Origin of the sequence: Microbulbifer echini, from assembly GCF_041447225.1 — a bacterium.
GTDB classification, from domain to species: Bacteria; Pseudomonadota; Gammaproteobacteria; order Pseudomonadales; family Cellvibrionaceae; genus Microbulbifer; species Microbulbifer echini.
Map to the genome: position 1 here is coordinate 326903 of NZ_JBGMEL010000002.1, position 22705 is coordinate 349607.

The following is a 22705-nucleotide window of genomic DNA, read 5'->3' on the forward strand; positions in this document are numbered from 1 at the left end:
GCAAACGGGTTTAGCGTTGCGCTTTTCGGATAGTTACATCGGGTGAATGGGGTCTTTGCGTTGCGCTTTGCTCTTGAGTGAGTATTTGCGCTGCGTGCTGAGAGGAGTACTCGAGAATACCCGCACTGATATTGTCTCGCCCTCCCATTCTGTTGGCATCGTCGATAAAACGGTAGACGCACTCCAATGCGGGGCGATGGGTGGCAAGTACACGCTCGATTGCGTGATCATCCAAGTATTCGGTGAGGCCATCACTGCAGAGTAACAAGAGGGCGTTTTCTGTTAATTTCCAACTGTTAATTTCTGCTTCTACGGTATTGGAGACACCTAATGCGCGTGTTATATGGTTTCTCACACTGGAGTGTTGAGCCTGCTCCTCGGTAATTTGACCGCTGTCTATCATTTCCTGAACAACGCTGTGATCTCGCGTAAGGCGCTGTAAGCCGAAGTTATTCCATAGATAAGCACGTGAATCGCCAATATGCGCCACGATCAGGAAGTCGTGCCACATAACTGCGGCAACAATCGTTGTCCCCATTTTAGAAAATTGGGGATTGGTATTTTTGGTGTTCAGGAGAGCGTTATTGGCACTGTTGATAGCGTCGATCAGGGTCGCGCGTAAAATCAGTTGTTGCTGTTCTGGGGTGCAAGAGAGAAAGGTGTGTTTTAAAAGGGCGTCGAGGTGAGTTTGAACGGTTTCTGCCGCTATTTTACTGGCTGTAGCACCACCGGTGTACCCTCCCATACCATCCGCAATTACGATATAGGCGAAGGGTTTTTCAGCACTGGCATGCCAGCGGATACTATCCTCGTTTTCCTCGCGCACTTGACCGATGTCAGTGCGTCCGTTGACCGCCAGACTTATCTGATCCATGTCTGGTGCAACTCCCCTTTATTTAAATAGCAACAAAATGCAGCGTAACATTATTACAACCACTAACCAGCGTTCATGTTAACTTGGCAGTAGACTAAGTTTGAAATTTTTTTCCTTGGTTTGCGATAATAAAACCTTTATCCATCACTAGAAAGGCATCGCGCCTTATAAAAAAGGATTTGCAGGCAAAATGCCTCGTTTGCCCAGGCTCAATCTAATAGATATCCCCCAACATATTGTGCAGGTTGGTCACAATAATTTGCCCTGTTTCTTTGATGAGGAAGATTATCAATATTATTTGATTAGTTTGCGAAACGCCGCTGATCAATATCGTGTGGATGTACATGCTTACGTCTTGCTGCCCAATATGATCCAGATTATCGCCACTCCGAGGGTTCCAGATGGCATACCTTCGATGATGCAATCATTGGGTAGGCGTTACGTACAGTTTGTTAATCACCGTTACAAGCGCTCTGGTACGATTTGGCGCGGGCGTTACAAGTCGAGCTTGATTGACTCCGATGCCTATTTGTTGACCTGCTATCGCTATGTGGAGCTGCGCCCGTTGTATTTGGGGCTTGCCGATTCTCTAGGGAATTATCGCTGGTCAAGTTTTAATCATCATGTAAATGATCAGCATGACAACTTAATCAAAGACCACCGTTTATATGTAGATCTGGGTGAGAATGCCGAGCAGCGTGCCCAGGCCTATCGAAAGCTTTTCCGCTACAGCTTTGATAGCCGTTTACTCGATTATATTGCCGAGACCATCAAACTGGGTCATGTGCTGGGGGGCGATGCCTTCAAGGATAAAATTGAGCAAATTGCCAATCAGAGGGTCCGCCCACTTAAGAGAGGGCGCCCAAGAAAATCAAATAAAATCGAAAAACAATTGGTGGAAACCAATTAGATAAATAAGCATGATAAATACATGAGATGTCGCTGTGCTGCGTATCTCTTTTACCTGTGGATAATTGACTGTGAATAAAGCGACGATAACCGCGGGATTTCAGATCCACGGTGACAAGGATAATGTGGGAGAAATAATGGATCTTGGCAGCGATAACCTGAAAGTCGCGATTCTGGGTGATTTCAGTGGGCGCTCCAGCCGCCGTCAGTGCGAACCGGAGACCATTGCCCAGCGCAGGGTGTACTTACTGAATCGCGATACCTTCGAAGGGGTGTTTAGCGATTTGGGGGTGAGTCTGCAATTGCCAGTGATGGATGAGCTTCTGCGGCTGCCTTATTTCGATGATTTACACCCGGACTACCTTTACAGCCGCCTCCCCCTTTTCAATCATTTTATTGAACTGGGACAGCGCCTGTGCGACCCCACACAATTCCAGCAGGCCGCGGAAGAACTTCGTCAATGGAAGCCCGAGCTGCGTGAAGCCCCGAGTGAGACTGTAGGCTATTCAGCTGAGCAGTCCGTACTCGATGAAATCCTCGCAGCGGGTCGTGCCCGCCAAGCCAGGGATAGCGGCAGCGCGTTTCAGGTGGATAAGTTGATCAGAGACATTGTCGCGCCCTACGTGCAAAAGAGCACAGACCCGCGTCAGGATGAGTATTTAAATGCGCTGGCTGAGGCCACTTCAGAGACCATGCGCAAAGTGATGCATCACAGTGACTTTCGCCAACTCGAGGCGAGTTGGCTCAGCCTGCATTTTCTGATGAGGCGCCTTGATGAGCACCCAAACCTAGAGTTACACCTGATAGACGTCAGCAAAGAAGAGCTGCTTGCTGACTTCGCCAGTGCTGAGAGCGACCTGGAAAAATCGCAGGTATTCAAGTTGCTGGTGGAGCGTGAGACCGCTGCGGGCAATCGCCCTTACAACCTCGTACTGGGTGATTTTTACATCACCGACGAGGAGCGCGATCTGCACCTGCTGATCGACCTCTCCACAATCTCAGAGGCGGCTGGTAGCGCGCTGCTTCTGGGCGGCGATACTAAGCTGGCCGGTTGCCCTAACCTGGCGGGTTCAGTCGATCCGGATGACTGGTGCTACCCCTTGAGTGAACGCTTTGCAGAAAGCTGGCAGGCAGTGCGGGATTATTCCGCAAGTGAATACGTGGCCCTGGCCGCCCCCCGGTTTATGCTGCGTCTGCCGTTTGGGCGTGAGACCTCAACCACAGAGCATTTCAACTTTGAAGAGCTGACCCCAGAACAGGGACATCAATATTATCAGTGGGGCAATAGCGCCTACCTGCTCACCCTGGCAATCTGTCAGGGCTTTTCCTCCACTGGCAAACTCCAGGTGCCCGCTTCAGCAACCTATGAAAGCCTGCCACTGCACCTGCGCAAGCTGCCCCAGGGGCAGTGGATCACCCCCTGCGCGGAAGCACTGCTTACCGACCGTGCAGCTGCAGAATTTACTCAGGCAGGGTTGAGCACTATGCGCTCTGTTCAGGGACGGGACCAGATTGTCTTGCCGAGCCTGAGGTCTCTCGCTGGCAGTGCCTTAAAAGGCCCTTGGGGCTAAAAGTGTTCCCCGGCTGCGGAAACTCCTGAGCCGGATTTGAATTTATTATGTGACCGGCAAATTTGCCCCGATCAATTCGCCTACTTCTGTGTGGCTCTAGTCCAGGAGGGGGTGCGAAGTACATCAACTGTGTGAGTCAGGAAGACATGGATCTAATTCTCTCAGTATTGGCCGACCCCGCGGGAGCCAATATGCTCAAGCACACCAAGCTGTTTACGAAAGAGGGGGGCAGTCTGGGCCGCTCTGCGGATAACAACTGGGTGCTGCCCGATCCCGAACGTGTCGTCTCATCTCAGCACGCACAAATTTCTTTTAGCGGAAATCAGTTTTTCCTGACTGATACCAGTACCAACGGTACCTATCACAACGATGGAGACAACCCACTGGGAAAAGGGAATAAAATCCCTTTAAACGAGGGCGATATCATCAATGTTGGGGATTACCGCCTCAAGGTGACGTTGCGCCAGCCACAGGCCGAGAGCGATTTACCCAAAGGGCTGGACAGTGCCGATTTTCTCGATACCTCAGACCGCACCACGTTCAACGCCAGTGCTATGGCCAAGATGCAGAGTCAGGCCGAGGCCAAGCAGTTAGATAACTGGCTTGAGCCGGGCGGCAGTAGTGATATATCCCAGTCCGGTGAGTGGGGGTATATCGCTCCGGGCAGCCCAAATGCTCCCTCCCAAGAAGGTTTGCTAGGGGCTGAATCGGGCCCGCTCGATCCCCTTTCCGCTTTTGAACAACCCCAGTCTTTGGGCCTGACAGACACTCCCGGCTTTGCTTCCTTTGGCTCTGAGCCTCAAGGGCAGGGTGCTTCCGGGCAGTGGTCGGATGATGAGTGGTGGAAAGATGGCAGTGACCAGGATCATGTGCCGGCAGATCGTCATGCGGTGCATATCGCTCCGCAAGCCCAGGCGCAACCGGTAGAGGTACCACCGGCTGCACCGCCACAGCCCCCCCAGCCGCAACCTTTCCAGGCGCCACCGATACAACCGCAAGCGGCACCAGTGCCGCCGCAGCCGCAAGTTGCCTCCCAACAGTCACAATACGCTCCTCCCCAGGCGCCAGTGACACCACCGCCGCCTCCGGTACAAGCCCAGCCACAGGCGCCACAGAACCAAGCACCACTGGGTCCGCAGGATAATCCTTTTGCGGATTCTTTCGCCGCGATTCAGGGGCAGCAAGTGGCAGGTGCGCCGGGATTCGATACCGCACAGGCACCCGTCGCGAGCCCAGCTGGTTTTGCCGCTCAGGGGCAGCGTTTTTCTTCGTTACAGCAGGCGGGTAACCCACAGAGTCCGGCTCCTGAAGTGCCGGTCCAGCCAGCGCCACCTCCCGCGGCACCGGCTACTCCGCGATCCAGCGTGTTGGCGTCGACGCTGGGTCTGTCTATGAATCCAGCCCAGCAACAACTGGCGGATCAGCAGGCCGCGGAAATTGTTCGCGAAACGGTTGCGCGTCTGATTGACCTCCTGCGCGCGCGCAGCAGCATCAAAAATGAGTTGCGGGTACAGCGCACCATGATTCAAACAGAGGCGAATAACCCGCTGAAATTTAGTGCTACAGAGCGGGATGCGCTGGAGGCGATGTTTGCGGGTAACGGTGCTTTTTTACAGCCCAAAGAGGCGGTGCAGGATAGTTTCGATGATCTATCCGATCATCAGGTCGCGGTATTGGCGGGAATGCGAGCGGGTTACAGCGCGATGTTGCAGTATTTCAGTCCGGGCAATATCGAGCGGCGCTTGGGCAACACTTCCGGTGTATTCGGCAATAAGAATGCGAAGAAGTGGGAAGGTTTCAGCGCTATGTATCGGGATTTAGTGGGTGACCCGGATGCCTGCTACCGCAAGCTGTTTGGTGATGAATTTGCGGCGACATACGAAAACCAACTGTCTGAATTGAAGAATGCCAGACAGCTAAAAAATTAATTGATCGAAAAGAGGGAATGACTCGTGTCGATGGGAAAACTATTACAACTCACCCTGCTGGGAATATTAGTGGTTAGTTTAGCAGCTTGTCAGACCACCAGGCGCACCCTGAATCTGGACACCACAGTGGAGCTGTCGGTCGAGATTCGCGAAGACGTCAACCCCGATGACGACGGCCGCGCTTCACCGGTGGTGGTACGGGTGTTTATGCTTGCAGATGACCGCCAGTTTGCGCGAGAGGATTTTCTCAACTTGTATGAAAATGCGGAATCCCGCCTCGGTAAGGATCTGCTGGATACCGTTATCCTGAAAGAGTTTGCCCCCGGCGAGCAACGTGTAGAAGAGCTACCGTTGAGTCCGGATGTGAAGTACATCGGTCTACTGGCGGAATTTGTCCAGTACCAACAAGCCGATGCTTTGATGGTGCTCCCTATTACTGACCACAAGAAAAATACTTACCAAGTGGCCCTGGCGGATACTCGTATCGGCACACCAGATAATATTGCCAAGCGGAGACGCGGGATTGTCTCGCCCCTGTCGCGCAACGATGCAGGCAAGGGAAGTGACGATACGATAACGATTTCCAGCGAGGACTATGAGCTGATGAAAAAACGCCTTCAGGAAGCCGAACAGTCCAAGTAGGGCACTGCCCATTTTGTCGCTCAGCCCCGTTTTAATTAAGCCCTATTCCGTTCGGTTAGGGCTTTACAAGGAAGACTTATGTCGGCTAACAACAAGGTGATTTGGAGTGAGGGCATGTTCTTGCGCCCTCAGCACTTCCAGCAACAGGATCGCTATCTCGAGCAACTGGTCGAAGCGCGCACGGCTTCACTGGGCCCCTACACCTGGGGGGTTCTCGAATTGGCGATCGATAGCGAACCGCTCTCGATGGGCAAGATTTCACTATCCCGCGTGCGGGCAATATTCCCCGATGGTACGCCCATCCTGGCACCGGAGAATGAGATTCTGCCGGATGTTTTGGATGTGCCGGTAAATGCCCGCGACGAGATTGTTTATTTGTGTGTGCCGATGAAGCGTCCAGGCAGCCAGGAGTCTATTCGCGATCAGGAAGACTTCCCCCAGGCGCGCTTCCAGACCGCAAACTTTGATGCGCGCAATAGTGCTGCGGCTTCGGGTGAATCCGCGCGTATTCAAGTGGGCAAGCTGCGTGTGTGCCTGAAATTGGAGAGCGATGATCTCAGCGGTTACGCGGCTATCGGTATTGCCAGGATACGCGAGCGCCAACCGGAAAAGCCGGTCGAGCTGGACACAGACTATATCCCGCCACTACTGAATACCGAAACCTCCCCGGTAATTAAAGCTTATATCGAAGAAGTTAAAGGTCTTTTGGATCACCGCGGCTCGGCTTTGGGGCACCGCCTGAGTGACAGTGGCCGCAGTGGCTCTGCCGAAATTGCCGATTATCTGTTGCTGCAGGTACTGAACCGCTTTGAGCCGCTGCTCAAACAGATTACGGGGCAACCGCGCCTGCACCCGCACAGTCTGTTTGTGGAGCTCTTGCAATTGGCCGGTGAGCTATCGACCTTTACCTCGTCGACCAAGCGCCCGCCGGAAATTCCAAATTATGCTCACGAAAACCTGCAGCTGAGTTTTGCCGGTTTATTCTCGGCCCTGCGCCAGTCCCTCTCCACGGTTCTAGAGCAAACTGCAATCGCCATGGAGTTGGTACAGAGAAAATTTGGTATCTATGTAGCGCCAATTTCCGATCCTTCACTACTCAAGACCGCGAGTTTTGTTATGGCGGCCAAAGCGGATATGCCCGGCGATCTGCTACGCAGCCGTTTCCCTACCCAGACCAAGGTGGCACCGGTAGAGGCTATTCGCGAGTTGATTTCCGCCCAGTTGCCGGGGTTGTCACTGCGCCCACTACCGGTGGCACCCAGACAAATTCCCTACCACGCGGGCTTCACCTATTTCGAACTGGAGCGCAGCGGTGAGCTGTGGCAGGCGATGCAGAGGTCTGGTGGCTTTGCGGTGCATCTCGGAGCGGAATTTCCGGGTCTGACCATGGAGCTTTGGGCCATAAGGAATAACTGACATGAGCAATGACGGCTTCTCCCCTCCACAGGCTCCGAATGCCGGTGACAGAACTGTAATGATCCCGACCCCTGGCGCCGCAGCTCCGGCGCAGCCGGGCCCGGCTGCCCAGCCGCAGTTTTTTGCCAATCCCGGCAGCTCGGCAGATATGCAGATCCGCAACAGCTTGAACCCGCTGGTTTCCGCTGCCTCCAAGTTACTGGGGGTGGTTATCAAGCTGCGCACAACCATGAATCACACCAATGTGCCGGACCTACACAAGCGCCTTACCAAGGAAATCCAGGCCTTTGAGCGGGAGTCCAAACAGCTGGGTCTCGCACCGGAGACTGTACTTACCGCCCGCTATCTGCTGTGTACCGTGGTTGATGAGGTGGTATTGACTACGCCCTGGGGAACAGCGAGTGGTTGGAGCCAGCACTCTCTGCTCAGTCTGTTCCACAAGGAGACATTTGGAGGTGAAAAATGCTTCGCTATTTTACAGCGCATGTTGGAAACCCCGGCTTCCCACCTCGAATTATTGGAGCTTTTCTACCTCTGCCTGAGCTTGGGTTTCCAGGGAAAATATCGTCTGGTACAGCGGGGTCACGAACAGATAGAGCAGATTCGCGATGAGCTGTATCGCACCATAGAGCAGCATAAAACGGCGATGGACCGGGATCTGTCGCCGCACTGGCAGGGTTGTGTAGAGCGTAAATCGCGCCTGATTCACTACGTGCCGTTGTGGGTCATTATGAGTGTCGCTGTGGGATTGTTGATGGCTACATACAGCGGTTATCGCTGGTGGCTTTACGAAACGACCACGCCTGTTGCTGATCGTGTGGTGGAACTATCCGGCAGTGACAGCGAAACCCCGCAAGGGGATGGGTGACACTCGGACTGAATTGATCCGGTGCCGCTTGAGCCCGGGAGATGGAGCTATTCATGAAACGCTTGCGCGATTTTTTCACCAACAAGTGGGTGCTCGGCATTATCGGCCTTGCGGCACTGTCCGCCCTCATTTGGTTTGGGGCGAACTATATTAAGTTTGGCAGTGACAACGCCACGCTTTCCCATACCGTTCGCATAACCATCATCGTATTTATTTTTGCCATCTGGCTGGTGTGGAACCTGAGCCAGTGGCTTGTGGAGCGGCGCCAAAACCAGGCGCTAATCAAGGGTATTGAGGAGTCCCAGGCGGATACTCAGGACCCGGATGAAGAGCACTCCCGCGAAGAGCTCGATGCCCTGTCGGGGCGTTTCCGCGAGGCTATGGGTGTTCTACGCAATGCCCGCTTCAAGTCGGAGAAGGGCAAAGTTTCCCTATACCAGCTGCCCTGGTACGTCATTATCGGCCCGCCCGGATGCGGAAAAACCACGGCCCTGGTGAATTCCGGGCTCGAGTTTCCCCTGGCACAGAGTCACGGCAAAGAGGCTCTGGGTGGCGTTGGTGGTACGCGAAACTGCGACTGGTGGTTTACCAATGAAGCTGTGCTGATTGATACCGCCGGCCGCTACACCACACAGGATAGTCACCGGGTGTACGACAATAGCGCCTGGCAAGCATTTTTGGGACTACTCAAACGTTACCGTCGCCGCCGTCCAATAAATGGCGCACTGGTGGCGATTAGCTTACAGGACCTGATGGTGCAGACCGATGAGCAGCGCCAGCATCAAGCCAAGACTATTCGCCAGCGCGTGAACGAACTCCAGCAGCAGTTGGGTATCCGCTTTCCTATCTATCTCACCTTTACCAAGTGTGACTTGGTGGCGGGATTCAGTGAGTTTTTCGACAACCTGTCTCAAGCCGAACGCGAACAGGTTTGGGGGGTAAGCTTTCCTCGCGAAGCCAATGCAACGGTCGGTGCGCCATTGGATAATTTCCGGGCCGAGTTTAACCAGTTGATTGAGCGGTTGAATCAGCGGGTACTGTGGCGGGTACACCAGGAGCGCAACGTGGAGAAACGTGCCCTGTTGCAGGGATTCCCCGCTCGCATGGAGAGTCTATCGGAAATCCTATCAGACTTTATCAAGCAGACCTTTGAGCCGAATCGCTATGAAACGGTGCCCATGGTCCGTGGGATTTACTTTACCAGTGGCACACAGGAGGGTAGCCCGGTAGACCGTATGATGGCAGCGGTAACTGCGGATTTTGGCCTGGAGCGCAGTGTCGGGCCCAAGTTTCAGGGCGTGGGTAAGAGTTTCTTCCTACACCGGTTGCTTAAGGATGTGGTATTCCCAGAGGCGGAGTTGGTTGGGGTTAACCGCAAGGTGGAGAGCGCTAACCAGTGGCTGCGCAGGGGTGTATACGCAACATTGGCGGTGGCATTTGTGGGTTCGATTTTCCTCTGGAGCGGCAGCCTTGCGTCAAACAAGCTGTCTATGGGCGAAGTCAATGACAGCCTCGCGGCTTATCAGCAGGCGGAGGGGGAACTCAAAGGCAAGAGACCCACGCCTGCCAGTGCGCTGAAGATGCTGGAGCCTCTGCGTCATGCCACTTCGGTGTACGATCGTGAGGAGCACCCATGGATTTCCAATCTGGGCCTGTATGACAACCGTATCGACCAGGCGGTGGATGCGCTCTATCGTCACAAGCTCGAAACCGTTTTTCTGCCGGCGCTAATGCGGGATATCGAAAGTAATCTGAACCGCTTGGGGAGTGATGATCCTGCGCTGGTGAGCACACTCAAAACTTATCTGATGTTCTTCAATCCGGATAAGTTGGATATTGCCAGTATCGATGCATATTACAGTGCCCGCTGGGAACGCCAGTTGCCGGGAGAGGCTAAAGAGCAGGACAAGCTACGCTTTCACCTCGGTCAATTACTGGCCCGCCCCATTCCCGCCGATGTCCAGCAAAACGAGCGAGTCGTCGCCCGTGCCCGACAGCAGTTACGCCGTATTCCAGTGCCGCAAAGGCTCTTTGCACAACTGCAGAATAGCGATTTGGGCCAAAGCTCTGTGGATTTATATCAGGAAATTGGTGGAGACACTCAGCAGGTGTTTGGTTTGAACGCCACTGATCCGCGTTTCAGCATTCCTTTCCTGTACACCAAGGCGGGCTACAAGGAGATGGATTTTGGCGCAGACTCCCAGCTGATGACCAATATGGCCGAAGAGCGCTGGATTTATGGCGGTGATCTCAGTGGCGAGGACTTCACCGAAGCCGATCGGGAGAAACTCGGAGAGGATGTAAAACGCATTTATTTAGGCGAGTACCTGCAGCGCTGGCAATCTTTTCTCGGTGGTTTCAGTATCCAGAGATTTAAAAGTACTTCTCAGGCGCTGGAGGTGCTTTCGACACTGTCCGATCCGATTTACTCACCGCTGTTAGCGGTTACTGAAATTACCTCAGATAATACTCGCTTGACGCCTCGGCCAGAACTGCCAGTGGATGCCAGGGGTGTGCCATTGCCGGTATCCAGTACAACACGCCGGTTGGGCGGTGCGGCACTAGAGGGTGCGACAGGGGCGCTGAAGGATCACTACAAGCCCAACATTGTCGATGTGCGCTTTGAGGAGATACAGCGTATTACCCAGAGTGAAAAAGGCCGGCCGGCGCGAGTTCAGGAGTATCTCCTGACCATCAACAAAATTCAGGAGTACCTCACTGAGATCGATAGCGCTCCAGACTCCAATGAGGCTGCCTTCGCCAGGGCCAAGATACGTTTTGCTGGGGGCGGGGATGCAATTAAGCAACTCAGGGTAAAAGCGGCCAATGCGCCGGCACCTTTCGATCAGTGGCTCACCGGTATCGCCGATAGCGCCTGGGCATTGGTAATGTCTAAGGCCAAGGGCCACCTCAATCGAGTGTGGCGTGAGCAGGTATACCTCAGCTACGCCAATAGTCTGGCTAATCGATACCCACTGCGCAGTGATCGAGATCAGGAAGTACCAGTTATTGAGTTTAACCAGTACTTCATGCCAGGTGGTATTGAGCAGAAATTTGTAAGTGAGTACTTGAAGCCTTTTATCGATACAAGAAATTGGCGGGTTAAGTATGTTGAAGGCCAGGGTATGAGCCTCTCCAGAGAAACTCTCTCTCAATTACGTAGGGCGGAAAAAATCCGTAAGACCTTCTTTAAAGCCGGGAAAAATGCTTCTTATTCGTTCCGTATAGAACCTACCAAGCTGGATTCTGGTGTTCGTCTTTTTGAGCTGGAGTTGGGTGATCAGCGGGTCCCTTATTCTCATGGCCCCAAGACCAGTAAAAAGCTCACTTGGCGCGGTGGAGAGAGTAATCGGGCGAGAATTATTTTTGAGGATCTTAACGAGACCGTGCACCGTAAGCACTTTGAAGGTGACTGGGCATGGTATCGATTGCTCGCAAGTTCAGAACTAGAAGTAGGGCGAAGCAATGCTGAGCGTCTGGTGACTTTCTCGGAAGAAGGGCGCAAGGCACAATTCAGGTTGGTGGCTTCGAATGTAAACAACCCGTTTGATCGAAGCCTGCTGCGTGGTTATCGCTGCCCGGAAACTCTGTAGTTAGGGAGAGAGTGACTTGCACAACAGCATAGGTATTTTCGGAAAACTTCCGGGGCATGGAGACTTTATTCAGCGCCAGTTGCCCGCAAGTTTTGTCGGTATTTGGGATGGGTGGTTGCAGCGTGCGGTGCATGGCTCACGTGAAATTATGGGAGACAGCTGGCTAGATTATTATTTGACCAGCCCAGTCTGGCGCTTTGCACACAGTAAAGGCGTTATTGATGAAAATGCTTGGGTAGGAGTTCTTGTTCCCAGTGTGGATAGTGTTGGTCGCTATTTCCCTTTGACAATAGCTTCACCCTTATCACCGACTGTGGACATTGTTTCTTTTATGGCTGAGGCAGAGGACTGGTATCGGGAACTCACCGAGTTAGCGATCAGCGCTCTGCAAAATATGTTGCATGCCGACCAGTTATTCGAGGCGTTTAACAGTGTACCGGTAGGGCTAGGCAAGCAGGTAAATACTCTGTTACAGACTGAGTTTTATATCGCCAGTGGTGATAGCTCAGGTGTCACAAGCCGCTATGCTGGATTGTTGGGGCAGGTTTGCCGGAAACAATTTGCCAGTTACAGCATGTGGTCTTGTGAAGGTTCGCAACACCTGGCCCCAACCAGTGTGCTCTGTCCATCGCTGCCTGGCCCGGAGTTCTATTGCTCCATGCTTGGTGCAAGTCAAGAAAGACAGTGAAAAATAGCGAAAGGATGTCAAGTGTGAACCAAATAGTGGCTTTGGACAAAAATAAACATCGCAGACATAACATATTGACCGGTGATCTGTCTCGCAGTGAAACACACCATGTCTGTCAGGTGTATGTGTCTGAATTCTCTGTTTTGGCCGGGGAATGCCCAATCATATTTTTGAAGTCGAAAGATGGCGATGCTCTGGAGAGTTGCGCACTGCTGGGTATCACACCGGGGAAAAATTTATTTTGGCAGGAGGGTAAGTGGCAGGGTGCTTATATTCCGGCAACCTTGAGAGCCTATCCCTTTTATTTACACTACAAAGATTCTATAGGTATAAATCCCATAATCTGTATTGACGCTTCTTCAATCTCTCTGAATGATTTTTCTGGTGTAGGGCAACGGCTTTTCAATGACAGTGGTGACGCAACCCCAACCTTGCTAGAAGCCAGTAATCTGTTACGAGGTATCCACCAGCAGAAAATACAAAGCCGAGAGTTTATTCGTTGTCTAACAGAGATGGACCTGTTTCAAGAGCAGGTGGTGACTGTGGACCTACCGGCAAATACTAAGCACAACTTAACGGGCGTTTTCTGCGTTACCAAAGAACGGATAAGTGAACTGAGCAACAGCGATTTTTTGTGTTTGCGTGAGAAAGGGTATCTAACCGCTATATATGCCCATATGTTTTCTCTGCATCAGTCTGGAAACTTAAGCCAGCTATTCAAAAAATATCAAGCGAGAGTGCTTCACTAGCCGGTAAAATAGAATCAATTAGATGGATCTCTTAAGGCGAAAATAGCACCCGCTGGCTGAGCGTACTAAATACGTTTAGCGTCGCCTACCTATCAATCGCTGCAGGAAGCAAGGTTTAGGGTATGTCGTACATTGTGGTATTTACTGGGGAGATCAGAGCGCATTTTGAGCGACGCAGGGCTATCGCAGCGTTGGGTAGCGAGTTTGGGTTTAGCTTTACCCAAATAAAAGCACTTATGGCCAGTAGCCATTCCCAGCTCAAGAAAACCGGTGATAGAGCAGAGGCGTGTCGGTTTATACAAATGCTATGGATGGGAGGTTGGCACTCCCGTCTCTATTTGGATTCTGAACTGATACATTGTACCCGGGAGTCAGTTGAAAGTGGTGGCGCCGAATTTCCAGTCGTTCTGGACAAGCTCCACAGTAGAGATTCCCGGCTGTCTTTGTGCGCACCTCGTAGCTGGGCACTCTGTGATTATTTGAACTCCAATGCTGAAATTCAGGCTGGTAATACCGATTTGAACCGCTATTTAATTGTACTGGCACAAGAGCGTTCGGAGCTGCCGCCGAGTCTTACTTTGACCGATTATGCGCATGCTCAGATGCAACAATGTTTGTCCAAAGTGACTAGCGGGCGAGTTGTGAATGGACCTGAAGCGCTGCGGCGCGAATGGCAAGCAGGTTTGTTGTATGAAATGCGAGCCGATGTTGGTGATGAATCCGTTCAATATATGGTCGTTTTTTTTCAAGGAGAAGAAAGGTTCTATACACTGTTTCTCTGGACGGCTTTGCAAAGCTATGTAGAGGCAAAAATCGAATTTATTCAAATAGTGGGATCTTGTCGTATCGTGCTCAGTGAAGAAGATACCGCAGAAAATAAGGGTTCAGCTGTAATTGCCGTGTAATAGGTGTTTAGGTGTTCATAAAAATAAAAATTTTAGGCAAATAAATTTGTTTAATTTTGTGATTTATGCCCATTTTTTGCGGTATTGCGGTTTCATCGGGTCATTTGCCTTGATTAGATCTTTACAACGTGTACTCTTCTCGGGATTCTTAATGAAGGAATTGATTCGGTAGAAGGGACTTTTATTCATGGCATTCCCAAATACAATAAATATCGAAGAACTCACGGCTCCAGTCTCTTCAGAGAGCCCCGTCGGTGAAGATATTCGAGAGGATCGATCACCGACCTCTGACTACTACTCCATCAAAGATGCGCGTAACAGTGCGAGGGCTGCAGAACGCTCGGCCATGTTTGATGATGCAGATTCTGACCTGTTGGCGCCCTGGCGCGATGTGGCAAAAGCAGCAGAAAAGATTCTGACCAAAAAGAGTAAAGATCTGGAAGTAGCGAGCTGGTATACCGAGGCCCTCATCCGACTTCACGGCTTTCGTGGTCTGAGAGATGGCTTCCAGCTGGTTGAGCAACTGGTCAGTGAATTCTGGGAGGGCTTGTACCCGCTACCTGATGAAGATGGCATTGAGACCAAAGTGGCACCGCTGACAGGTCTTAATGGAGACGGCGGTGACGGTACACTGATGATGCCGATTCGTAGCGCACCGATCACCCCGGAAGGGGATTACGGGGATTTTTCTTTCTTTCAACATCAGCAGGCCAGGGACGCTGACCGCATCGCGGATGAAGATGCACAGGCCGCCCGTATTGAGACTCTAGGCTATAGCCTGGAGGATGTTAATCAATGTGTTAACAGCGCTACCAATGAATGGGCAAAGGACCTGATTGAAACATTAGAATCCACAATTAGCAGTTATAAAAATATCAATGATGCACTGCGCTCAAGTTGTGGTCACGATGCCCCTCCTTCGACAAATATTTCCACATTACTTGATGAAGTATTGCGGACAACGAGGTTTATTTATAAGAGTCAACTGGACTCTTTAGCCGAGAGTGAAGCTCCCGCTTCAAGTGAGGCTGAACCCACAGACAGTGCTACTGAAGAAGCCGTTCCCAATGTGGCAGCGACAATCGTCGCTAATGCTATTGCAGCACCTACGGGGCCGGTTAGCTCACGGGAAGATGCTCTTAAATTACTTGAGCAGGCCGCGAAATATTTCCGTACTTACGAACCCCATACTCCTCTGGCCCCTGGCTTGGAGAGGCTAATCGCTTGGGGACGTATGACCGTATCTGAACTAATGACAGAGTTGTTGCCGGATGAACAGTCCCGCGCTCTCTATTCTCAGCTTACGGGGGTACGCCTCGATGGTACGGATACTCAGCGTTACGTTGCACCTCCAGTAACGAGTAACCCCCCATCATCAGCTCCGGCTGCGTCTGAGCCACCTTCAGCCACAACTGAATCCGCACTCGCAGCAGATAGTGAGTGGGGCCAACCACACGAAGAAGCCAGCACAGGCTGGTAATTTATTAAGAATAGCAGTCCCTAAATCTAGGAAGGAGACCTGAGATGTCTGAGAGTATCCACAATAAACTAAAGCGCGTGCGCAAGCCGCGTGTGCATATTACTTATGATGTTGAGACCAATGGAGCGGAAGTTAAAAAGGAACTTCCTTTTGTCGCTGGTGTTATGGGCGACTACTCAGGTGATAACACTGAGAACCGCAAAGCATTGAAGGATCGCAAGTTTGTACAAATTGATCGCGATAATTTCAATGATGTAATGACCAAAGTAAATCCAAAGCTGAATCTGCAGGTAGAAAATACGCTGTCTGGTGATGGTAGCAAGATTGGTGTTGATCTTGACTTCAAACACATGGATGACTTCTCTCCCGAAAAAATCGTCGATCAGGTTGAACCGCTCAAACAGCTATTGGAAGCGCGCAGTAAATTGCGTGACCTGCTTAGTAAGGCTGACCGCTCTGAAGAGCTGGAAAAGGTTTTGGAAGATATCCTGAAGAGTACGGAAAATGTCGGCGCTATTTCTGAGCAGCTGGGATTGAACAAGGATAAAGGAGAGGACTCAGAATGAGCACAGAAGTAGAAAATGTTGCGGAAAGTGAAACTGAGGAACAATCGGTTAATCTTCTCGAGCAGGCGATTGCAGCTACCAAGCAAACTGAGCCGCAGGAAGCGCAAGATCTTATTGCCAACCTTACGGATCAGGTTTTAAAAGGCACGGTATCCTGGGATCGCAATCTGACCCAAACAATCAAGAAAGCAGTTAGTGCTATTGATCAGGCGATGTCCAGGCAGATGGCCGCAATTTTGCATGATGAAAAATTCCAGAAACTAGAAGGCTCCTGGCGCGGTCTCAATCACCTGGTAATGAATTCCGAAACCGGAGCAACCATGAAGATTCGCATGCTCAATTTGAGCAAGCGTGAATTGTTCCGTGATCTGGATAAGGCGGTTGAGTTCGACCAAAGTCAAACCTTCAAAAAGATTTATGAAGAAGAATTTGGTATTGCAGGTGGCGAGCCCTACGGTTGCATGATTGGTGATTTTGAATTCACCAGCCACCCTGAAGATATCGAACTTCTGAGTAAAATGTCTAATGTTGCGGCAGCAGGATTCTGTCCATTTGTTGCCGCAGCCGGTTCGGGCATGTTTGGTTTTGACGATTTTACTGAGCTGTCAAAGCCCCGCGATCTTGGCGGTATTTTTGAATCTGCAGAATATATTAAGTGGCGCAGCTTCCGCGATAGCGAAGACTCACGATTTGTGACTCTGGTTATGCCTCGCACCCTGGCTCGGACTCCCTATGGTGCCAATACCAAACCGATCGAAGCTTTTGACTTCGAAGAGTTTGAAGTCGATGAGTCTGGCGTATCCCGTCCAGCTGAGCACGATCAATACTGTTGGATGAATGCCTCCTATGTGATGGGAACAACCATGACCAAGGCGTTCTCCGAGAACTCCTGGTGTACCGCAATTCGCGGGGCTGAAGGAGGTGGTAAAGTGGAAGGCCTACCTTCCCATGTGTTCAAAAGTGATGATGGAGACATGGACCAAAAGTGCCCAACCGAGATTGGTATTACCGATCGACGTGAAGCCGAATTGAGCTCCCAGGGATTCCTGCCTCTGTGCCATTATAAAAATACAGATTACTCAGTGTTCTTTGGCTCTCAGAGTGCGCAGAAGCCAAAAACATATGATGATCCCGATGCAACGGCAAACGCGGCTATTTCTGCGCGCCTGCCTTACTTGATGGCTACTTCCCGTATTGCTCATTACCTAAAGGTCATGGCGCGGGATAAAGTTGGCTCCTTTATGGAGGCGGGCGATTGTGAGCGCTGGCTGAATAAATGGATTACCCAATACACCAACTCTAACCCGGATGCGAGCCCAGAAATGAAAGCGAAATATCCGCTTTCCGAAGCTCGTGTAGAAGTTAAGGAAATTCCTGGTCAACCTGGTTGCTATAGTGCTGTTGCCTATCTGAAGCCTTGGCTGCAAATGGAAGAGCTGACTACTTCCATGCGCATGGTAGCCAATATCCCATCTGCCGGATAAAGCCTAAGGCCCGCCCCTCAGTGGCGGGCTATCTTTTATTGGGACAGGCCTGACCTTGGGCCTAAAATCAATCGAACTTCTCCGAAAATAATGGTTATTGGAGTTTTCCGGTGCCCTGTGCAACGCAAAATAAATTCACGGAAGATTATTTGGATATATTGCCGGAAAAAATAGCGGGTGGAGATCAAAGTGAGCTACTGCAATTTTTACGAGAACCGGATGAATTATTCTCTTTTGAGTACTGGCTGACAGAAATATGTCCATGCCCGAAAAAAGAGAGTTTTTCCGTTCGACAATATCTGAACCGAATTATTGCTGAGCTAGATGAACTGATCTGTGATCAGGTGAATCGAATACTTCACCATCCTCGATTCCAGCGCCTTGAAGCGAGCTGGCGCGGTCTTGCCCTACTGGTGTTTGATACTCCGCATTCAGAAAATATCAAGATAAAGCTGCTCGATGTTAGCTGGAAAGATCTAAGTAAGGATATCCAGCGTGCACCGGATTTTGACCAGTCAGGTCTTTTTCACTTGGTGTATAACGAAGAGTTTGGTACGCCTGGTGGTGAACCTTTTGGTCTTTTAATGGGGGATTACTATGTTTCTCATAGGCCGCTGTCCGAACACCCGTACGATGACATTTTTACATTACAGGGCATAGCACATACCGCAGCTGCTGCATTTGCTCCTTTTGTATGTGCGGCAACTCCGCAGTTATTTGGTGTCGATCATTTCGATGATTTGGCGAAACCTATACGGTTTTCTGAAGTGTTTCGCCAAAAAGAATATATCCGCTGGAATAGTTTACGGGATTTAGAGGATAGTCGCTTTTTGGCAGTCACCTTGCCGCAGGTATTAATGCGTGAACCTTACAATCAGGATTTCTCCCAATATCGAGGTCTGAGATTCGAAGAGCAAGTCAGTGGGTCTCATAACCGGCGTTACTTATGGGGTAATGCGTGTTTTGCAATGGGTGCCGTACTTTTACGTGAATTTAGTGAGGTCGGCTGGTTTTCCCATATCCGCGGTGTCGCTCGGGATCATCTAGGTGGCGGATTGGTAACTCAGTTACCGATCATACCCTATAAGCCTGATAGCCGACCAAGTATGGTACGTATGTCTACCTCAATTTTAGTGACAGACTTTGTAGAGCGTGACTTATCGGAGCTGGGATTTGCTTGTCTGAGTCACTGTTACGATACCCCTTACAGTGCTTTTAACAGTCTGCCTTCGCTACAAAGGGCCAAGCAATACACATCTAAAGCGGCCACAGCAAACGCCCGTATCAGTTCGATGTTACAGCAGATTCTTTGCGCATCACGTTTTGCGCACTACATCAAAGTGATGATCAGGGATAAGGTTGGAGCCTATATGAATGCTGCCGATTGTGAACGTCAGCTTCAACACTGGCTGGATCGTTATACTACCGGAAGGGATGATTTATCCTGGGAAATGCTAGCTCGTTACCCATTGCGTGAGGCGCGAGTACGAGTATCCGATGAGCCGGGAAAAGTGGGTAGCTACCAAAGTGTAATTCATTTGAAGAGCCATTATACGGTGGATCATCTTGTATCAGAGCTTAAGCTCACTACGGCGTTGGCAACGATTGGAGTAGGCGGGGCATAAACTTATGGCAAAAGAGAAGCGCTTGCTGGCTCCAGTTTTGGACAGGTTGTTGGAGTCATCCAGCAAAATGAATCTGAACCAATCACATCAGGTTCTACGTCAATTGCGTGAGGGAGTGCGGCGTGATCTTGAATATTTGTTTAATACGCGTTATCGCTGTATTTCTCCACCAGATACTTTACTACATCTGGAGGAATCCAATATCAATTATGGTCTACCTGATTTGTCTACCGTTAACCTGTCTTCGCTAGTCAGTAGAAAACAATTTTGCCGAGACATAGAAAAGACAATTTTACACTTTGAGCCGAGAATACGCTCTGTAAAGGTGACAACCCAGGACAAGCTAGATGTGGAGGACCCCAGTATACGCTTTCGTGTGGAGGCAGTACTTCATATTAATCCGGCATCTGAAGTGATTGTATTTGATTCAGCTTTAAATCCGGTGACCCAAATGGTAGATGTATCCGAGATTATGTGATGAGCGAAAAATTAATAGATCTCTATGAACGTGAACTGGCATTTGTTCAACAAACCTCTGCGGAATTCGCCCGAATGCATCCTGCGGCGGCATCCCGCTTGCAGCTGGATGCCGATACGGTAGATGATCCGCTGGTAGGGAGGCTTTTGTCGGGTTTTGCTTATATGAATGCCCGAGTACAGCAAAAGCTCAGTGATGATTTCCCGGAATTGACGGATGCAATGTTGGAAACCCTATATCCACATTATCTACGTCCTATTCCCTCTTGTGCTATTGTGCAATTCGAACCTGACTCAGACTTGGATGCCATCACGCCAGTTGAAGCTAGGACTTTATTGGAAAGTGATAGTTTTCAGGGACAAACCTGTCGATTTACCACCTGCTACCCGGTAGAAATTAACCCCTTTCAGCCGGTCAGTGCCAGCTTGATGCCACGCCCATTCATTGCACCTGGATGCAATGAAGTACAGGGTGCAAATGCGGTTCTCAAATTGTCTCTCAAGACTTTGAGTGCAGATCTTAGTTTTTCAGAGATGAATCCGGAAAAAATCCGCTTTTTCCTGCGAGGCCAGGCGACCCATGTTTATAGCCTTTACGATCTACTGTTGACGAAATGCGTAAAGTTGGTGATAGCCAATGGAGAAAGCGACCCGAAACCCACCTTTTTATCGCCGGAAGATATCCTGCAAGTGGGTATGAATGAAGATGAAGGTTTACTCCCCTATCCAGATACAGCATTTATTGGTTATAGATTACTTACAGAATATTTTGCGTTTCCGGAAAAATTTCTTTTTCTAGATATTGCGAATTTGAAAAAAGCTGTAAATGACACTTTTTCTGATAGCTTAAACATATATTTTTATCTCAGCGAGACCCATGAAGAGCTGGAAAAGCAATTAACACCGAATATGTTTGCTCTTGGCTGTACACCAGCCATCAACTTATTTAAACAGAGTGCCGATCCTATTCCTCTGACCCACACACAATATGATTATCATATAGTTGCGGATGCCCGTCGCAACGATGGTTTGGAGATATATTCAATCGATGAAGTTGCAGCTACAGACGGTGATGGCGAAACGACCAGGTATCGTCCATTCTATGGCATTAAACATAGTCAACACCATGCTGAACAATCGGCTTTCTGGTTCAGTCGCCGTCGTGAGGTAATCGAAGGTGAACATCGCAATGAACAGGCTTCCGAAGTTGATATAAGCCTTGTGGATCTCGATTTTAATCCGCATCGAATTAGTGATCAAACGCTAGATATTAAACTGACATGCTGTAACAGAAATCTACCCAAAAAGCTTCCCAGTGGTAATGCCCAGCCTTACCTTGAGGTAGTTGATGGTGATGTGCCAGCCAATCGGATTAGTTGTGTCGTGGCACCAACAGCGACTTTAAGACCACCAAGGAGGGAGAGAGGGTACTGGCGGCTGATCTCACACCTGAATTTGAACCACCTCTCTTTGTCTGGAAGCCAGGGTTGCGACGCACTCAAAGAAATTTTTAGGCTGTATGACTTTAGGGATTCGGCCAGTACTCGAAACTTAATAGAATCTTTACTAAGCCTGAATACCAAGGCTATCACAGCACCAATTCAAATAGATCAAAGTGTTGTGCTCTGCAGAGGTACTGAAGTAGAAATTGAACTCGATTCAATGATGCTAACAGGAACCAGCCCGTTGTTATTTGCCAGTATTATTGAGCGATTTCTTGGGCTCTATTGCTCAATTAATTCATTTACCAAATTGATTGCTACCATGAGTGGCAGAGATGGAGAACTTAAAAGATGGCCACCTCGCGCCGGCGAAAAAGCTTTACTGTAATAGAGCGACTGCGCAGAGAGCCCTATCACTTTGGTTTTTATCAGTCTGTTCGAATACTCGAGCGGGCTGTATCCATGGCTGATGGGGAGTTTTGCGAAGAACCTATCGCCAGTGCTGCCCCTCCTGCAAAAGAGATGGTTCGCTTTACTGCCCAGTCCGGTTTATCTTTTGTAGGCTCGGACGTTTTGGGCTTGGAAAAAAAGCCAAGCTCTAGTGCTGAAATGCAAGATGGAGAAATTAGCCAGTGGCACATGGAGGTTGGGTTTACTGGTTTGATTGGAAGTCAGGGAGTGATGCCTTATTACCTCACTGAGTTAGTACAAAAAGAGCTTAAAGAGAATAATACCGCTTTACGGGATTTCTTAGATATATTTAATCACCGGCATACCTCCCTGCTTTATAAGGCTTGGCATAAATACCAATTGCCAGTTAACTATGAGCGGCAACGGCTACGCAATGAAAGAAATCCGGACATTTTTACCCAAGCGATTGCTTCTTTAGCGGGTTTGGGTACGAGTGAAATGCGTTATCGGATGCCGATTCCCGACGAGGCCCTTCTGGGGATGGCTGGATATCTTGGGCAAGGACGCTGTTCGGCGGCAGCCCTGACCAGTATGATTCACCACTTTTTCGACTTAAAAGTTTCTGTTGAACAGTTTCAGGGGCAATGGGATGAATTACCAAAAGACATTCTTTGTCGACTCCCCTGTGATGAAGCTCCCAGTGGGGTGAATAATTGCCTCGGCACAAATACAATCCTAGGGACACATTGTTTCCAGGCCCAGAATAAATTTCGTATAGACATTGAACCAATGGCCTATGAACAATTCATGACCATTGCGCCTGGTTCAAAGAAATTAGAATCCTTAAAGGCTTTTATCAAACTTAGTGCTGGTATAGAAATGGACTTTGAGTTATCTGTTTCTCTTCCTGCACAGCAGGTTTCTCCCGTACAGTTAAATCGAAAATCAAAGCATGAGCCTCTTCTGGGCTGGAATACCCATATGGCCAGTGAACAAGAATCTTCAGATCTTATCCAGATTACCTTGAGCGCTGAGAATATGTCACCAGATGAAGCACTACCAGCAGCATAAATATTA

Annotated in this window: 18 protein-coding genes; 17 read left to right on the top strand and 1 reads right to left on the bottom strand. The window is 50.0% G+C overall.

Features of this window, described 5'->3' with window-relative positions:
• Positions 1-10: 10 nt before the first annotated feature.
• Entirely contained in the window at positions 11-874 is an 864-nt protein-coding gene (locus ACCI51_RS03640; RefSeq protein ID WP_299580730.1) for a Stp1/IreP family PP2C-type Ser/Thr phosphatase, read from the bottom strand.
• Positions 875-1064: 190 nt separating this feature from the next.
• On the opposite strand from ACCI51_RS03640, the gene ACCI51_RS03645 reads away from it, so the two are divergent.
• The 17 genes from ACCI51_RS03645 (at position 1065) to tssG (ending at position 22699) form a co-directional block, all read left to right on the top strand.
• Positions 1065-1784 (top strand): transposase, encoded by a 720-nt coding sequence (locus ACCI51_RS03645; protein WP_299580733.1) that lies wholly within the window; start codon positions 1065-1067, stop codon positions 1782-1784.
• Positions 1785-1854: 70 nt separating this feature from the next.
• On the top strand, positions 1855-3354 hold the full coding sequence (locus ACCI51_RS03650; RefSeq protein WP_371842633.1) for a type VI secretion system contractile sheath domain-containing protein: 1500 nt from the start codon (positions 1855-1857) through the stop codon (positions 3352-3354).
• Positions 3355-3485: 131 nt separating this feature from the next.
• Positions 3486-5282 carry a type VI secretion system-associated FHA domain protein TagH gene (gene tagH / locus ACCI51_RS03655; protein WP_371842634.1) on the top strand — a complete coding sequence of 599 codons (1797 nt, stop codon included), beginning with the start codon at positions 3486-3488 and terminating at the stop codon, positions 5280-5282.
• A gap of 30 nt (positions 5283-5312) precedes the next feature.
• Positions 5313-5924, top strand: coding sequence for a type VI secretion system lipoprotein TssJ (gene tssJ, locus ACCI51_RS03660; protein WP_299580742.1), 612 nt, complete (start codon positions 5313-5315; stop codon positions 5922-5924).
• 78 nt (positions 5925-6002) lie between these two features.
• Positions 6003-7340 (top strand): type VI secretion system baseplate subunit TssK, encoded by a 1338-nt coding sequence (gene tssK, locus ACCI51_RS03665; RefSeq protein ID WP_299580745.1) that lies wholly within the window; start codon positions 6003-6005, stop codon positions 7338-7340.
• Position 7341: 1 nt separating this feature from the next.
• Positions 7342-8208 carry a type IVB secretion system protein IcmH/DotU gene (gene icmH / locus ACCI51_RS03670; protein ID WP_299580748.1) on the top strand — a complete coding sequence of 289 codons (867 nt, stop codon included), beginning with the start codon at positions 7342-7344 and terminating at the stop codon, positions 8206-8208.
• A gap of 53 nt (positions 8209-8261) precedes the next feature.
• Positions 8262-11801, top strand: coding sequence for a type VI secretion system membrane subunit TssM (gene tssM, locus ACCI51_RS03675; protein WP_371842635.1), 3540 nt, complete (start codon positions 8262-8264; stop codon positions 11799-11801).
• Positions 11802-11817: 16 nt separating this feature from the next.
• A complete protein-coding gene (tagF, locus tag ACCI51_RS03680; RefSeq protein WP_371842636.1) occupies positions 11818-12489 on the top strand; it encodes a type VI secretion system-associated protein TagF in 672 nt (223 codons plus the stop codon).
• On the top strand, positions 12486-13238 hold the full coding sequence (locus ACCI51_RS03685; protein WP_371842637.1) for a SapC family protein: 753 nt from the start codon (positions 12486-12488) through the stop codon (positions 13236-13238). The genes tagF and ACCI51_RS03685 overlap by 4 nt, the downstream gene beginning before the upstream one ends.
• A gap of 122 nt (positions 13239-13360) precedes the next feature.
• Positions 13361-14143: a hypothetical protein gene (locus tag ACCI51_RS03690; protein ID WP_371842638.1), complete on the top strand. Its 783-nt coding sequence runs from the start codon at positions 13361-13363 to the stop codon at positions 14141-14143.
• Between the two features lie 187 nt (positions 14144-14330).
• Positions 14331-15623 carry a type VI secretion system protein TssA gene (gene tssA, locus ACCI51_RS03695; protein ID WP_299580764.1) on the top strand — a complete coding sequence of 431 codons (1293 nt, stop codon included), beginning with the start codon at positions 14331-14333 and terminating at the stop codon, positions 15621-15623.
• Between the two features lie 44 nt (positions 15624-15667).
• Positions 15668-16189, top strand: coding sequence for a type VI secretion system contractile sheath small subunit (tssB, locus tag ACCI51_RS03700; RefSeq protein WP_299580767.1), 522 nt, complete (start codon positions 15668-15670; stop codon positions 16187-16189).
• Positions 16186-17673, top strand: a complete 1488-nt coding sequence (gene tssC, locus ACCI51_RS03705) for a type VI secretion system contractile sheath large subunit (protein WP_299580771.1) — start codon at positions 16186-16188, stop codon at positions 17671-17673. Before tssB ends, tssC (ACCI51_RS03705) begins: the two co-directional genes overlap by 4 nt.
• 110 nt (positions 17674-17783) lie before the next feature.
• Complete coding sequence (gene tssC, locus ACCI51_RS03710; RefSeq protein ID WP_371842639.1) at positions 17784-19298, top strand: type VI secretion system contractile sheath large subunit; 1515 nt, start codon at positions 17784-17786, stop codon at positions 19296-19298.
• Positions 19299-19302: 4 nt separating this feature from the next.
• The gene (gene tssE, locus ACCI51_RS03715; protein ID WP_371842640.1) at positions 19303-19776 is read left to right on the top strand and encodes a type VI secretion system baseplate subunit TssE; all 474 of its coding nucleotides are present in this window, start codon (positions 19303-19305) and stop codon (positions 19774-19776) included.
• Positions 19776-21605 (top strand): type VI secretion system baseplate subunit TssF, encoded by a 1830-nt coding sequence (gene tssF, locus ACCI51_RS03720; RefSeq protein ID WP_371842641.1) that lies wholly within the window; start codon positions 19776-19778, stop codon positions 21603-21605. The genes tssE and tssF overlap by 1 nt, the downstream gene beginning before the upstream one ends.
• Entirely contained in the window at positions 21569-22699 is a 1131-nt protein-coding gene (tssG, locus tag ACCI51_RS03725; RefSeq protein WP_371842642.1) for a type VI secretion system baseplate subunit TssG, read from the top strand. Before tssF ends, tssG begins: the two co-directional genes overlap by 37 nt.
• Positions 22700-22705 lie beyond the last annotated feature (6 nt).

What these genes read in the sequence shown, in the direction of transcription:
- ACCI51_RS03640 (WP_299580730.1), bottom strand. Translation starts at nt 874, where the DNA reads ATGGATCAGATAAGTCTGGCGGTCAACGGACGCACTGACATCGGTCAA.
- ACCI51_RS03645 (WP_299580733.1), top strand. Translation starts at nt 1,065, where the DNA reads ATGCCTCGTTTGCCCAGGCTCAATCTAATAGATATCCCCCAACATATT.
- tssJ (WP_299580742.1), top strand. Translation starts at nt 5,313, where the DNA reads ATGGGAAAACTATTACAACTCACCCTGCTGGGAATATTAGTGGTTAGT.
- tssK (WP_299580745.1), top strand. Translation starts at nt 6,003, where the DNA reads ATGTCGGCTAACAACAAGGTGATTTGGAGTGAGGGCATGTTCTTGCGC.
- icmH (WP_299580748.1), top strand. Translation starts at nt 7,342, where the DNA reads ATGAGCAATGACGGCTTCTCCCCTCCACAGGCTCCGAATGCCGGTGAC.
- tssM (WP_371842635.1), top strand. Translation starts at nt 8,262, where the DNA reads ATGAAACGCTTGCGCGATTTTTTCACCAACAAGTGGGTGCTCGGCATT.
- ACCI51_RS03690 (WP_371842638.1), top strand. Translation starts at nt 13,361, where the DNA reads ATGTCGTACATTGTGGTATTTACTGGGGAGATCAGAGCGCATTTTGAG.
- tssA (WP_299580764.1), top strand. Translation starts at nt 14,331, where the DNA reads ATGGCATTCCCAAATACAATAAATATCGAAGAACTCACGGCTCCAGTC.
- tssB (WP_299580767.1), top strand. Translation starts at nt 15,668, where the DNA reads ATGTCTGAGAGTATCCACAATAAACTAAAGCGCGTGCGCAAGCCGCGT.
- tssC (WP_299580771.1), top strand. Translation starts at nt 16,186, where the DNA reads ATGAGCACAGAAGTAGAAAATGTTGCGGAAAGTGAAACTGAGGAACAA.
- tssE (WP_371842640.1), top strand. Translation starts at nt 19,303, where the DNA reads ATGGCAAAAGAGAAGCGCTTGCTGGCTCCAGTTTTGGACAGGTTGTTG.
- tssF (WP_371842641.1), top strand. Translation starts at nt 19,776, where the DNA reads ATGAGCGAAAAATTAATAGATCTCTATGAACGTGAACTGGCATTTGTT.
- tssG (WP_371842642.1), top strand. Translation starts at nt 21,569, where the DNA reads ATGGCCACCTCGCGCCGGCGAAAAAGCTTTACTGTAATAGAGCGACTG.